At 48.1% G+C, this 14,756-nt stretch carries 12 protein-coding genes; 5 read left to right on the forward strand and 7 right to left on the reverse strand.

The window, feature by feature from the left end:
- The first annotated feature begins 7 nt into the window (after positions 1 to 7).
- The 5 genes from A0126_RS04865 (at position 8) to A0126_RS04885 (ending at position 7,216) form a co-directional block, all read left to right on the forward strand.
- The gene (locus tag A0126_RS04865; RefSeq protein ID WP_088836659.1) at positions 8 to 2,128 is read left to right on the forward strand and encodes a type IA DNA topoisomerase; all 2,121 of its coding nucleotides are present in this window, start codon (positions 8 to 10) and stop codon (positions 2,126 to 2,128) included.
- Complete coding sequence (locus A0126_RS04870) at positions 2,128 to 2,553, forward strand: hypothetical protein (protein WP_088836660.1); 426 nt, start codon at positions 2,128 to 2,130, stop codon at positions 2,551 to 2,553. Before A0126_RS04865 ends, A0126_RS04870 begins: the two co-directional genes overlap by 1 nt.
- Positions 2,554 to 2,613: 60 nt before the next feature.
- Positions 2,614 to 3,099: a hypothetical protein gene (locus tag A0126_RS04875; protein WP_088836661.1), complete on the forward strand. Its 486-nt coding sequence runs from the start codon at positions 2,614 to 2,616 to the stop codon at positions 3,097 to 3,099.
- A gap of 237 nt (positions 3,100 to 3,336) precedes the next feature.
- Complete coding sequence (locus A0126_RS04880; protein ID WP_088836662.1) at positions 3,337 to 5,904, forward strand: ATP-binding protein; 2,568 nt, start codon at positions 3,337 to 3,339, stop codon at positions 5,902 to 5,904.
- 199 nt (positions 5,905 to 6,103) lie between these two features.
- Positions 6,104 to 7,216 (forward strand): MFS transporter, encoded by a 1,113-nt coding sequence (locus A0126_RS04885; RefSeq protein WP_255407432.1) that lies wholly within the window; start codon positions 6,104 to 6,106, stop codon positions 7,214 to 7,216.
- 202 nt (positions 7,217 to 7,418) lie between these two features.
- Here A0126_RS04885 and A0126_RS04890 read toward each other — a convergent pair whose 3' ends face one another.
- The 7 genes from A0126_RS04890 to A0126_RS04920 form a co-directional block, all read right to left on the reverse strand.
- The gene (locus tag A0126_RS04890) at positions 7,419 to 8,597 is read right to left on the reverse strand and encodes an MFS transporter (RefSeq protein WP_088836664.1); all 1,179 of its coding nucleotides are present in this window, start codon (positions 8,595 to 8,597) and stop codon (positions 7,419 to 7,421) included.
- Between the two features lie 143 nt (positions 8,598 to 8,740).
- A complete protein-coding gene (locus A0126_RS04895) occupies positions 8,741 to 9,871 on the reverse strand; it encodes an ABC transporter permease (RefSeq protein ID WP_088836665.1) in 1,131 nt (376 codons plus the stop codon).
- A complete protein-coding gene (locus tag A0126_RS04900; protein ID WP_088838456.1) occupies positions 9,871 to 10,572 on the reverse strand; it encodes an ABC transporter ATP-binding protein in 702 nt (233 codons plus the stop codon). Before A0126_RS04900 ends, A0126_RS04895 begins: the two co-directional genes overlap by 1 nt.
- 145 nt (positions 10,573 to 10,717) lie before the next feature.
- The gene (locus tag A0126_RS04905) at positions 10,718 to 11,734 is read right to left on the reverse strand and encodes an ABC transporter permease subunit (protein WP_088836666.1); all 1,017 of its coding nucleotides are present in this window, start codon (positions 11,732 to 11,734) and stop codon (positions 10,718 to 10,720) included.
- Positions 11,731 to 12,597 carry an ABC transporter permease subunit gene (locus A0126_RS04910; protein ID WP_088836667.1) on the reverse strand — a complete coding sequence of 289 codons (867 nt, stop codon included), beginning with the start codon at positions 12,595 to 12,597 and terminating at the stop codon, positions 11,731 to 11,733. The genes A0126_RS04905 and A0126_RS04910 overlap by 4 nt, the downstream gene beginning before the upstream one ends.
- 23 nt (positions 12,598 to 12,620) lie before the next feature.
- Positions 12,621 to 13,691, reverse strand: a complete 1,071-nt coding sequence (locus A0126_RS04915; protein WP_088836668.1) for a DUF58 domain-containing protein — start codon at positions 13,689 to 13,691, stop codon at positions 12,621 to 12,623.
- A 5-nt stretch (positions 13,692 to 13,696) separates the two neighbouring features.
- Positions 13,697 to 14,620 carry an AAA family ATPase gene (locus tag A0126_RS04920; RefSeq protein ID WP_029333138.1) on the reverse strand — a complete coding sequence of 308 codons (924 nt, stop codon included), beginning with the start codon at positions 14,618 to 14,620 and terminating at the stop codon, positions 13,697 to 13,699.
- Positions 14,621 to 14,756: the final 136 nt, after the last annotated feature.

Here is a 14,756-nt window from a genome sequence, read left to right on the forward strand (position 1 = left end):
TGTAACAATGCAATTGATCATTGCGGAAAAACCAAAACAGGCTGAAAAGCTCGCAGCGCCGTATCCATCGGTCAAGCGGGACGGATACATCGAAATCAAACCGTGTGAGCGTTTCCCGAGTGGGGCGAAACTGGCTTACGCCGTCGGTCACCTTTGTGAATTACAGGAACCGGCCCATTATGATGCTAAATGGAAACGCTGGAACTATGACCATCTGCCAATCATTCCGGAACGGTTCGATTACCGGCTCGCTAAAGGGAAAAGCAAAGCGTTTCAAGTCATAAAAAAACTGTTGAACGAGCGGACGACGACTTCCATCATTATAGCATCTGATGCCGAGCGAGAGGGAGAGGCAATCGTCCGATTAATTCTTCGCCTGGCTAACAATGCAAAACCGATCGAGCGACTGTGGATTTCAAGTTTGACGCCGCAAGCCGTCGATCATGGATTTGCGAATCTACTGGACGGAAAAGCAACGGAAAATATTTTTCATGAGGCGATGAGCCGCGCTTGCGCCGATTGGCTGATCGGGATGAATGCATCGCGTGCCTATACGACGTTACTGAAGAAAAAAGGCATTGCCGATGTCTTTTCGCTTGGGCGTGTCCAGACACCGACACTTGCCTTGATCGTCGAACGTGAGAAACAAATCGAACAGTTCAAGCCGGAAACCTATTTTGAAGTCGAGGCTGACTTTTCGCTGTATAAAGGAAAATACATCGATCAAAAAAAACAGACGAAGCTGACCGATCGGGCACTCGCGGAAGCAATCAAGGCACGGACGAAGGGGGAAGGAATCGTTGCGTCCATCACGAAGACGGAACAAATCGAGAAACCGCCGTTCTGGTTCAGTTTATCGTTGTTGCAAACGGAAGCGAGTCGACGGTTCGGACTTGGCGCAAAAGAAACACTTGATATCGCTCAAAAACTCTACATTCGCGGTTGGATCAGTTATCCCCGGACGGATTCATCGTTCGTCTCAAAGGAAGAAGCGGGTCAGTTCCCGACGATTTTGAATCGACTGTTGAAGCAACCGGAATACGGTGGACTGAAGGCAATTTTGACGAAAGATCCCACACACGATAAACGGTATGTCAATTCTGCGAAAGTCAGTGATCACTATGCAATCATTCCGACAGAAGAAGCGGGAGCGGTCGCGAAATTATCGGGGCGTGATGCACAAGTGTACGATTTAATCGTCCGGCGGTTTTTAGCAGCTTTTGCACCCCCCGCGCGCGCTGAAAAAACAGACATCATCACGACAAGGGAGCAAGATCGTTTCCTGACGAAAGGCAGCCGGACGATTGCGCGCGGTTTTAAAGAAGTCTTGCAAATTGAGGCGAAGGAAGTCGAACTGCCGGCAGTCGAACACGGACAACACGTCCCGATTAAAGGGGCAAAGTTACTTGAAAAACAAACGGAGCCACCGAAACGCTATACGGAAGGAACATTAATCCTCGGCATGAAGACAGCGGGGAAAGTCCTTGAAAATGAATTACAGGCGATCATGAAAGAAATCGAGGGACTTGGTACGGAGGCGACGCGTGCCGGAATCATCGACGGATTAAAGCGACGCGATTACATCCAGCTGAAGAAAAAAGAGATCCATCCGACAGCAAAAGGTCGGATTTTAATCGAGGCGGTCAGCGGGAGCATCTTGGCATCACCTGAGATGACGGCAAAGTGGGAAAGTCGGCTTGACCAAATCGGTAAAGGGGAAGCATCCGCTGCCCAGTTCGTCGAACAAGCGAAAAAACTGTCGCAACACCTCGTCGATGATGCGAAGTCGCGTGTCGAGCAACTGCACGTCGATCCGTCGCAAGTTAAATCAAAAACGCGTCACGCCGCCGCAACGAACCGCCCGGTCGGACCATGTCCGCTCTGTCAGGCGGAAGTGCTTGATCGTGGGAAGTTTTATGGCTGCAGCGGGTATCAAAAAACGAACTGCGGTTTTACATTACCGAAAACAATCCTCGGAGCGCGCGTGACACAGGCGGAAGTCAAAAAAATCTTAACGACTCAAAAAACAAAACCGCTCGAGATGAAGAAAAATGGCCGGACATTCAAGGCGATGTTGTATCTAGAGCGCGATCAATTAAAATTCGAGTTTATGAAAGGAGAGTCATGATGCATTACGATTTAATGGAGAACAGGGCGTTCATTCCGATATTCGAACGGTTTTTGAAGGAAGGAGTAAAATTGACGGTTTGGTTTCCCGATGAAGTGACGATCGGACAAGCCGATGATTTGATTTTTGAAGCGGAAGAACTATTCGGTGTAGTGGCTGAAGTCATCGATGACCCCCAATCATTTGGCAAAGCACTGTTGTTGCCATATTTGAAAGAACAGCAAACGCGGGAAGACGGATTTGTTCAGTATGAGACGAGGATGACAGAAGAAGTCAAAGCGGTCTTACGGGAACTGACCTTACCGATGATGACAGAAGGCGATTTTTCCGTTTTGTATTCCTATCAGATTGATGGACCGGCCGGGTCATTGTTTGTCGAAGACTGGTTTAATGCGGAAGTTTTACTTGGAGATGGAAAGAACTAGAAACCTTTTGTGCGTCGTTTGCGTATGAACAGATATCAAACGAAATAGGGGGAAATCTTCATGTCAGGTAGTATTTCGGGTCCGTTCCTGTCGCTGCTGAAAGCGGGAGGAACGATGGCTTACGTCGAAGGAGAAAGTTTCTTTTCAGACATGCCGGTCTTCATGGTCATCTTTTTTATCGTAATCTTGTCTTTTATGGCTTTTGCCTTGATCAGTGCCGTCACGAAAGGCGTCTCGACAAGCAGTTTGACGAATCATTTGCGCCATCACGCTTCTGAGCTCGTTACACCGACGGAAGAAGGGGCACAAGCCTACGTCGCCTATCTCCGCTCCTTGTCGACGTTTCCGGTCGAGAAAACAAATTTAGAACCGGTCCGGTTGGTGAAAGGAATCTCAACGTTGATCAGCACGACAGATCAAATCACCGAGATGACGAAACAAGACATCACGGCACAGTATGCAAGGCTTGGTCTGTTCGACGGCGAAATCTTGGCAGATGAAGCACCTATCCATCATCATTCGACACACCATTCGCATCATGCATGAACAAGAATGTCCGGTCACGAGTATGTGGCGGGGCATTTTTTCTGACGAAAAAGGAGTGAATCCGAACCTTTTTGTCATGTTTTTGTAACATACAACTATTTTTATTAAAATTAGATGAAAAGTAAAAAAAAATGAGCATATTTAATGGAAAAGTATAAAAAACCTTTACAATAGAAAGGACAGGTATCTCCTATACGTATTATTCAACTAGAGGAGAAGGGGGAGGATCGATCGTTTATGAGAACATGGCTTAATCGAACAATCGGACGCCAAATCATGTCCGCTTTCTATATTATTTTAGCAATGTTATTGCTGACATCAGCAGGTGTATATTTCTATACGAAACAGCAGGTGCAAGAAGCTAAACAAGAACTAGCGACGTTAAACGAACACCGGACCAATGCGACGAATTTATATGAATCGTGGCAAAGTCTTCAATATGAGATGCGGGGATTCGTCTTACTTGGAGACGATGAAATGTTAGAGGAAATTAAAACGAAACAACAAAATATCGATCAACAAACGACGTGGTTCGAAAAAAATGCGGCATTTGCAGAAGAAGAGCAATACGCGAATGATGCACGGGAGCTGTATGACGCCTACACGACGCGCGTCATGCCGAGCCTGATTAATTATGTTGATGCTAAAAAAGACGGTGAAGTCGAAGAACCGTTCTTACAAATGGCGACGCTCGGTAAAGTCACGCAAACACCGAACCTGGATGAGGATCGGAAATTTAACATCGATACGAAAAGTGCTGCGGACATGAGTTCGAGTATCGTTGACATGGAGACCGTCTTTACGGATTATCGTAATTCATTAAATGAGAAGGAACTCGCTGCCCAAAATCGACTAGGGACACAAGTTAACTCATCTCAAGTTCTCGGCTTAATTAACTTAGCGGTTCTTTTATTCATCATCGTGTTATTCGTTCGACCATTTGTCGCGAAAATTACACGTCAATTGCGTCAATTGAACCGAGAGAGCAGTCGATTAGCAAAAGGTGAAGATGCTTCACCCATTGAGGTCTTAAATGCAAAAGACGAGATTGGCGAGTTGACGACGACATTTAATTTAATGGCTGCGTCGATTTCAAATCAAAAATCGCAACTCGTCTCAAGTAACGATGAATTACAAAGTCAACAAGAAGAGTTAGTTGCCCAACAAGAGGAGCTTCAAACACAACAAGAAGAACTCGAAGAAGCGCTTGATGTGACGTTACGCAATGAGACGCATCTGCGGTACCGGAATGAATTGACAGAAACGCTCGCTTCACGCGAGACGTTAACAGCTTATCCTGCCATCATCGAAAAATTAATCTCGATTACAGATGCCGAGTTCGGAGCGATTGTTTTTCTTGACGAGGACGAGTATACGGATATCGTCTCTTACGGCATGACGGTCGATCAAGAACGGAAACTTTTGACGTCATCACTTTCTCTACTTGAGCGAGCGCGCATGCATAAAAAAGCCGTACGTTCAACGAAACAAGTGACGAGTGATCATCCGTTGCCGTACCCTTATAGCATGTATGAAACGGTCGTACCCGTCATGGACCCATCGACGAACATGATGATTGCAAGCATCTATCTTGTCCGTTACCGTGATCAATTCAATGAAGACCAAACGGCTGAAATTTGGTCGTTCTCTCGTCAGCTCGCCTTGTCCTTACTACGGATGCGTGTGTTCGATGAAATTGAGCGGGAACGTGAAAAAACATCGAAACTGCTACACTCGATTCGTGAGGCAGTCATGTATATCGAAGAAGACCGGATTTTTGCCAATCGTCCATTGCTTGCGTTGTTCCATCATCCAGCGCACGATCAGTTCAATGACGAGGGTTTGATGACGCTCGATGTCAAAATTGAAGAATTGGCGGTTCAAGTCGATCAACACGAGGCATTCCTTGAATACATGAATCAAGTCTGCAGTCATCAAGTACCGACGGAAAGTCTTTCGCTATCACTTAATAAAGAGGAGCGTTTCGTCACGCTCTATGCAGAAGGAATTCATTACGGTGGACGTTTCCGTGGGACGATGCTCGTCTTGCGTGACGTCACGGTCGAAACAGAAGTCGACCGGATGAAGTCGGAATTCGTCTCGACGGTGTCGCATGAGTTGCGGACACCACTCGCTTCGATTTTTGGCTACACGGAACTGATGTTAGCAAAAGAGTTGACACCTAACCGCCAACAACGCTATCTCGAAACGATTCATGCCGAGACTGAGCGATTGACGGGACTCGTCAATGACTTCCTCGACGTACAACGGATGGAATCCAGTCAGCAACACTATCATTTTAAAGAGCTTGACGTCGTAGCGATGATTCGTGAAATCGCTGAGTTCCAAGTCGGTTCGTCTCAAACTCATACTGTCTTGCTCGAGACGGATGACGCAGCAGTCGAAATGATTCAAGCCGATGAACAAAAAATGCGACAACTGTTCGGTAATTTAATCAACAACGCCATCAAGTATTCACCGGATGGCGGCGCGATTACGATTGGAATCGAACCTGCCGATGACTTATTGCGGATTCGGATTCAAGATGAAGGAATCGGTATTCCCCGTCACGCCTTGCCAGAGTTATTCAGCAAGTTTTACCGGGTCGATAATTCCGATAGCCGAAAAATTGGTGGAACAGGACTTGGACTTGCAATCTGTCAAGAAATCGTTCGTGCCCATGAAGGCATGATTCACGTCGATTCGACAGAAGGCGCCGGCTCAAGCTTTACAGTCGAATTGCCCATCATTCAAGAAAATCCGACAGCACTCTCACCAACACTGGAAATAACTGATTTTGAATGAAGGAAACCCTCTGCGTCTATACGGCGTAGGGGGTTTGTCTATCTACGATATAATCACGGACATGGGATTAACTTGCTTGAAATCGGGAAATGGAAACTAACGGTTTTTTTAAAAAAATAAGAGAGGATGTTGACTGATGCGTATAATCCGCCCTCCTTGTTAAACGGCGATTCAAGCGAACGTCCGTAAATTATATATGATGCGTTTTGCAACAGCTTTCGTACCTGCTTATGTGATTGAGCGGTTGTTTTGGGAAGCGCGTGGAATGAGTGTTCTCGATGTGATTTACGCAGAAATTGTCTTCGCTTTGACTCGATTGTCGCTTGAGTTGCCGTTCGGACGAGCCACCGATCGCTTCGGGCGAAAGTGGTTTCTCGTCTTCGGGATGATGGCAGAATGTCTATCCTTCGCGATTCTATTAAACGCGTATACGTTGACTGCTTTTTTAGGTGCGATGGTACTCGCAGGGGTCGGGGCTGCTGCGATCAGCGGGACAGAAGAAGCCTTCTTATTTGAGACGCTTGAACAAGTCGGTCGAGTCGAGCGATTCGAACGGACAGTTGGTCGACTGAATGCAGTCAGCCTCATGACAGCTGGACTTGCTGCCCTCACCGGCAGTTGGTTGACGCAGTCCACTGCGTTTGAATTTCATTACAAGATTTCGCTCATCAGTTTAATGAGTGCGACACTGGTTAGCCTGACGTTACATGAAACGCGACTCGTGGTTGAAGAATCGACAGCCCGTCCACTTCGTCTCGTTTGGCGAGAACTGAGAACACGCCCCATGTTGATCCGGATTTTTCTATTTAGTGTCCTATTCGGGACGACGATTAATTTCATCGAAGAATTTTGGCAATTGTCAATGCGTGATCGTGGCATTCCCATGACTGGATTTGGTCTCGTGTTCATTTTAATTATGGTAGCGCAAGGCGTTGGCAACCTGTTGCCCGCATTGAAGAAGGGTTCGTTGAAGGTAAAGTTGAACGGGATATTAGTCGTCTTTTTCGTAAGTGTCATCAGCTTTTCCTTCACGGAAGCGGTGAGTCTCATCTTCCTGTTCGTGATGTTTCTGTTATACGGTCTGTCGGAGCCGATGACGAGCAGTCTCTTGCAAACTTATGCGTCAGCAAAAGAGCGGGCAACAATCGTTTCCATTGCTTCCTGGCTAGAGAGCGTGCTGATCATCATCGTCGGTCTCGGGTTCGGATTCATCAGTAAGCGGGCGAGTTTGGACATAGCGTATGTGTATCTGTGTCTCGTGTCGTTCGTCCTTTGGTTATACGTTGCGCGGTTAAGCAAACGATGGGAATGACGCCATCGTCGATTTGACGGCTACATGGGAAGGCCTGCTTAAAACATGATGTTCGTCGTCATGGAAGATATCGAAAACGCCGCTGATTCCGTATGAAAAACGGAATCAGCGGCGTTTCATTGTGTGCAGAAAAACGTTTGGGAAAAACCAAGGAATCTCCAACACATCCCTTCAGCTCCACTTCTGTATAACGAACCGTTGCTTAAGAAATCTGTTGCGTCCGTTCGGTTGCTACTTGCTTGCGTAATTGCCGGGCCGGACGAATCATTAACAACGCGATTATACTCGCGATGAGATAGACGACTTCGATACTCAGCCAATCGGCGAGAAGACCGAACAGGAGACTCCCGAGACAAAAGCTAATCGTATAGACGGTCTGTTGAACACTGTAAACGTAAGGTAACCGTGCGATTGGGGTATCTGCTTGAAGCCGTGTATTTAATTCTATCGCCCGGAGTTGACTGGCGTAGCCCTGGACGACGCAAGCAATCAAGGCGACTACAACATGCGGAGCGAGACCAAACAGAAGCGTCGCGGCAATCGAGAGCAACACACTGAACTGTAGCAGTGAACGTTGCTTTCGGCGTCGGAGCATCTGGTAACTCCCGACAATCATGCTGAGAAGATAAAATGCATTCAAGATGCCCCACCAACTGTCCGATACATGCAGGTGCGTAGCGATGTAGACGAGGAATAACGCAGAAATCCAGGCGGTACTCGCGAAAGCATCGATGCCAAGCAATGACGTATTCAAACGGGCCGGTATGTTAGTCCGGGTATACTGCAAACTTGAACGAAACGTCGGTTCCTCGTCCGCTTCTTCCACAGACCCTTGAAGGGAGCGCACTTGATAACGAAATAACGCCGTTCCGATACTTGCAACAAGAAAAAGCAGCAATGAGACGAATAAGACGGACTGGGGCGACCCTGTACTGACTAAAATCGCGCCGAGCGGCCACATGATCAGTTGGACGACTTGATTCGTTCCTTGGACGATGCTGTTTGCTTTTTGGAAATTGGTCGTGATTTGCGGAATAAAGGCACTTTCAATCGGTCGGGCAAAGCCGTCGAGAAAGGCAATCCAAACCACGAGAAGGAGCAACGCCACGAGTGGTAAATCAAGCAGGACGATCAAGACGAGCGAGAGGGTCTTCATGAGCTGGCTGAGCAACAAAAGCGTTGCATGGGGCATCTGCTTCGCAAGGCGGGCGAAAAAGAAGCCGCTGACCGTCATGCCTGCCGTTACGGCAATCGGAAAGAGCGCAGCTGTGCTCGCCTGTCCTGTTTGTTGATACAAGGTAGCGATGAGGGCGACGATGTAGAGCGCGTCCCCCGCATTCGCCATCCACTGGCTGACCAGTAAAGTCGTAAAACGGTTCATCTAAAAAACCTCCACATCAATCATATTTAGTTAGTGGTTAGGAGTTTAGATGAATTTACATTGGACGGCCTCATTTCGGTCAATTTTGACTAAAGTATATAAGGAAAATAATGGATTGTCAATTCCCTTTGTACGAAGTGCCCTTACACCGGCCGCTGTTTCCGTAAGGCACGCATGTTCAGGAGGACGAAGACAAGCATAAATCCGGCAAGGACCACAAGGTCGAGCCAAATTTCACGGAAACCGTACCCGCGAATCATGATGTTTTGCAGGGCATCGGCGGCATAGGTCAACGGCATCAGCCGATTGATGACTTCGACCCAGGTCGGGGCATCCGTCAAATCAAATAGACCGCTGAAAAAGATTTGCGGGACGATTGCGAGCGGGATGAACTGAATCAATTGGAATTCCGTCCGTGCGAAACTCGACAGCAGGAGTCCGAGTGACAGGGCGACGCTTGCCGTCAATAAATTGACGAAGAGTAACAGAAAATAGTTGCCTTGTTGTGTCACGTTCAAGATATTAACGATGAATAGTTGAATAAGGACAGTTTGAATCGTGACGAACAAGAAAAAGCCAACGAAGTATCCGAAGACGATGCTCGACCGTTTGAGCGGAGTAGCGAGTGTCCGTTCGAGTGTCCCGCTGGACCGCTCACGGAGAAAGCTGACCCCGGCGATGATGAAGACAAATAAAAAGATGAAAAATCCCATCAAGGCAGGTGCAATTTGATCAAACAGTTCTGCATCTTTATCTCCATATAAAAAGCGGATATCTGGTTCCATCATTGATTGTGAGGCGATAGGGGGAACGGTCAATTTTTGATTCGTCAATTGTTCGAGCCGTTGTTGCAGTTGATTAACGGTTTCGCGTAACTGTGCATTCGCTGTCGTCGCCTGCTTCATCTCGATTGCCGTTAACGTTTCGCGGATGACCTGGATGGCGTGGGCATTTTTAGAGACGTCGCCGCCTTCAATCAAAATCTCCGGGGCATCATCCCGGTACGTGATCAATGCCTCGATGTGTTGATCTTCCATCGCCTGTTTTCCGTCCGCATAACTCGGATAGGTCGTCGTCGCCGTTTTCGATGCGAGAACCTCGTCAAACGTTTCGGGTAGGTCGACGGTGCCGATCGTGACTTCATCCGAACTCGAACCGAGGATTGATGATAATAAAAAGAGAACGAATAGGGGGGCGAGGAACATCATCGCAATGGTCCGTTTGTCGCGAAAAATTTGCGAGATGACACGTTCTGCTACGGTCAGTGTCTGCATCAGACTTGCTCCTTTCGGATGAAAGCTTCATCGATTGAGCCGAATCGTTGAATTAATTCCGCGGGCGTACCGGCGTCGATCAATCGCCCATGTTGAATCAATAATAAACGATCGCACCGCTCGGCTTCATCCATGACGTGTGTCGTGACGAGGATTGTGACGCCAGACTTCCGCAGTTGGTCGAACTCGTGCCAGAACGTTTTCTTGAGGGCGGGATCAATTCCGACGGTCGGTTCATCAAGCAGAAGCAAAGTCGGTTCATGAATCAAGGCGATCGCAAGACTGAGGCGGCGCTTCATCCCACCGGAAAATTGATGGGTCGGGCGGTCGGCATCCTGCTTTAAGTCGACGAACTGGAGGACGGATTCGATCCGGGCGCGGAGGCGGTCTTTTTTTAAGCCGTACAGCTTGCCGAAATAGCGTAAATTGCCACGTGCCGTCAAATCCTCATACAAAGCATCGGCTTGCGCCATATAGCCGATTTTTTCTGCCTGACGTAACGACGGCTGCTGTGACCCGAGTACAGTGACGGTTCCGCTTGACGGGGTTTGGAGGCCAATCAGCGACTTGATTAATGTTGTTTTACCGGAACCGCTTGGTCCAATCAGCCCGACGATTTCACTTTGACCAATTAAAAAATTGACATCTGTCAACACGTCGGTTTTTCCGAAGCGTTGAGAGTAGTTCTTGACTTCAATCATCATTTTCACGTCCCTTCTCTCTTTCTATACCCGCAAAAGACCAAACGCTTGTTTTTTAGAGGGATTAAGTAGTTTAAAAGAAATTAAGACATACTTAGCGCCGTCATATAAAAGAATACGACGGCGCTAAGTATATTTTACATAATTATTTCGTAATTGATGGTGAGACAGAATCAAACGGATTCGTCAAACGTGTCGTAGCGGCTTCTGCCTGTGCGACCGGTTCCGTGAAGATTAGCTGTTCACGTCGTAAGCGATAGGCACGCTCGAGACGACTCGTCAGCAAGTTCCCGAGGAAGACGAGCGCAGCGATGCTGATTGCCGGGATCAGGAACAGGTGATTGATCCAGGAAACGGCTGAAAACTGAAGGAAGTAGAAACCGAACTGGGAAGACCATTCAAAAATCGTCGGTGAAACATCGTTCGCAAAGCGTGAAAGTGTCCCGCCGAAAAATAACCCGAACAAGGACAGGTGAATCAAGACCATCAACGTTTGGACGAACTGTTGCATGAAAACAATGGCAAGCGTCGGTAAAAGATGCGGCCAAATGTGCTTTCTAAATTGGTAATGGGGACTGCCACCGAGTGTTCGGGCGACGACCATGAACTCTTGCGTCAACAAGTGACGCGTTTCACTGACTAAATACATCAGTAAGGCAGGTAACCCGAGTAAAATCAGTACGCCTGTCTCAAAGAGGACACGGGAAGACAAGGACGGAATGTCTTCTGGACTTGCAAAAAATAAGCCTGTCAACAAAATGAAATAGGCCAGTAAGGAAATCGGTAAAATTAAAAAGCCGTCAAGAACGGTACGAATTGCCGTATTTAATCTTTTACCCCTAAAGGCGAGCGGCACGCCGATCAACAGAGCGAGCAGGATGCGTCCGAAGGCGACGGCAAAGCAAATCCCGATCGTCCACTTGGCACCGGCAATCATGATTTGGAATAAATCGTTGCCCGCCCGGTCCGTTCCGAACCACTGCTCACGCGATGGTTCAAGTGGAGATGTCGCGAGGAACGTCCCATCCGCCGCGTACCGGTTCGAGATTTGGTCGACTTGTCCGTCACGAAATAGAGTATGTCCGACACTAAGTAGGAGGAGCGTCGCAAAAATCAGGATACAGCCCCAAAAGAACGGATCACGCAATAAGACACGTCTCATACAGCACCACCTTTCCAAGCTTTTGGAATACAAAGCTCAGCAATCAAGTCAATCAAAAAGAACGGTAAGTAAATCAAGAGGAGCGTCACGAGCAGGACAGGAAGTTGCGGATTCATGATTACGAACCGAAACAGACCTTGGACATTGAATGTGTATTCGATGACGACGAGACTCGATAAAATCGTGATGACGTTGGCGCGGAAAAACAGATAGAACCGATAAAACAAGTTCGGAATCAAGTGTGACCAAAATAAATGATTCGCGTGTGTCCCTTTGGCGCGGGCAAGTTCGATATAGCTGGCTCCTTCCTCTTCTTGGATCTGCCCCGTCAACCATTTGATGAAGAAGAAGAGGGTCGTCAGCGACAGCGTCAGAATCGGAAGGAAACGGATCGAATCAGCAAAACCGCCGGCGACTTCGATTTGATCGAAACCGGTCGTCTTAAAAAGAACGATGATGATGTACTGTGAAAAAATCACCCAAAATAAATCCGGCACCATCTCGAGTACACGCGTCGTCTGCTTCAACAGGTTACGTGTCCGCAGACGCGCGCGATAAAAGAAAAACGCGTAGACAAGTGCGGCGATAAACGAACAGACAAGGGCACTACTGAAGATCAGCAGCGTCTCCTGGATGAACGGTTGTAAGTCCGGCAACAACGGACGAAGCTGTTGTGCGGTCACATTGTAATAAAGAATCGGTTCGACACCAGTCAAAAACAGGACTTGTTGTTTGAGCGCATCGGTGTAATTCGAAAAGTTCGGACGTAACTGGACGATCAATGCCGGTAAGGCGCTGATGCACAGTAAAACGACCAACGATACGATGAACTGAAGCGACTTTCGAATGACTAGGGAAACCATAATAAAACCTCCTTCTTTGATCGTCAGCCAATCGCCTGGATCCGGTCGTTCCCAACCAGGATCAGCTGACTGTTAAGATGTTTTCGACGCACGACATACCGTTCGAACTGTTTTGTTGCGATATAGGAATCCCGGTCGGATAACGTCGACAGGTGGACAAGGACGTGCTTCAAGTGCGGTTGTCCTTCACCTAACGCCAAGTGGGTCATGTGGTTCGCTTCGTTGAGACGGTTCAGGAACAATTCAACTTTACAGCCCTCCTTAATCAACTCACTGATTAAGAACGAAGCTTGTTCGATGAAGCGTTCCGATTGATTATGTAAGCCGTATCCACTTGGACCCGACAAATTGAGGGCGATGGTGAATGTGTCCTGATTACTCGTCTCATAGACTTTTGCTTGCAGACGGCCGGTTTTTGCTGTCGCGTACCAATCGATGTCCTTCGACGGTTCCGTCGTATACGCTTTTGATCCAAGCTGGACCAATTTGTTTTTTAATGGTGAATAGCGGTCCGGACGATCACCAATCCGTAAGCGGTTCAGCAGGAAAGGTGTCGCTTGTGCCGTTAACGAAGGCAGCACCGTGAACTGCGGATAACTGTCGAATGAAAATAAGTAAACGCCCATCCGCCAGGGCAGACGAATCGTTAAGATGATTTCGTCGAGTGCCGTCGGACCACGTTTGACGGTCTGGATTGGGATCGTAAACAATTCTTCCGTCAACACCAGTTCGGTATCATACGTGTGGGGATGGAGCGCGTCACTCGTCGTGAAAACAATCCCGTCAGCAGCATGGAGACGGAAGGAGGCCTTAAGGCCGAGTGACGAAAAAAGTTCGAGTCCGAAAAGTTGCAGCTGGAGGTCCGTTTGTTCTTGGTTGAACATCAATCGTTCATAGTGTTTCCATTCTAAAGCGACTTCCCGGCGGAGTTGCCGTTCCGTCCGGTTGACGACGACATGAATCGTCGCGAGTGCGGCAAAGAGAAACCCGAGTCCCGAGACGACGGGGAGGAATAAGAATAAAAATGTCAATATGCAATAGACGGGAAATAATTTTTGTTCGAGCCAAAAGGGGACGGAACGTTCGATTTTCATCCGCGTCACCCAATCTCGACAGGAACTGGAATGGCATCAAGGAGATGGTACAAGACTTGGGCCTTTGTCGTCTTGATGCCCCCTTCAAGTGTCAATGTCAGGCGGTGGGCCAAGACATGTTTTGCAAGGTGTTTGATGTCCTCCGGAATGATGAAGTCGCGTTGATTCAAGAAAGCATAGCTTTGGGACGCGCGAAGCAGGGCAATCGCACCACGTGGACTGACACCGACTTCAACGAGTTCATGATTCCGTGTCGCCTGAACGATATGCAGCAGATAATCGAGCACGTCTTGCGACGCATGGACACGTCGTGCTTCTTCCTGCCATGAAATCAAGTCCCCTCCTGACGCAATCCCGACGGCTGATCGGCGGACGTTCGTCAAAATCTCAGACAGCAAGCGGCGTTCGTTCTCAAAATCCGGATAACCGACTTCGATCGCGACCATGAACCGGTCGAGTTGGGCGTCCGGTAGCGGGAATGTTCCTGCTGACTCGATCGGATTTTGAGTTGCGATGACGAAGAATGGTGCCGGCATCTGATACGTTGTTCCGCCAATCGAGACTTGACGTTCTTCCATCGCTTCAAGCAATGCCGATTGTGTCCGCGGGACGGCGCGGTTGATCTCATCGATCAAGACGACGTTTGCAAACAACGGTCCGCGTTTATTCTCGAACTCCTGCGTCTTTAAGTTGAAGAAGTCTGAACCGATGACGTCGGACGGAAGCAAATCCGCCGTGAACTGAATCCGGGAGAAGGCACTCTCGAAGCTTTGGGCGAGTGCTTTCGCAAGCATCGTTTTCCCGGTCCCCGGTACATCTTCAAGCAGGATGTGACCTTCGGCGATGAGTGCCGTCAGACAGAGATCGATGACGTCCGGTTTGCCGAGATAAATCGAATTGAGTTGGTCTTTTAACTGTTGTAGCTTCATAGGAAATCCCTCCAAGGTTAAGGTGATGAGTAGCGTGATAATTGTTGTTCGAAGCGTAGAACCTCATCGTCCGTATTGAGATAGTGGAACATCATCCGTCACACCTCCAAAAGAAGGGCGCCGTTTTTTCACGCGA

This window comes from Exiguobacterium sp. N4-1P, from assembly GCF_002214325.1.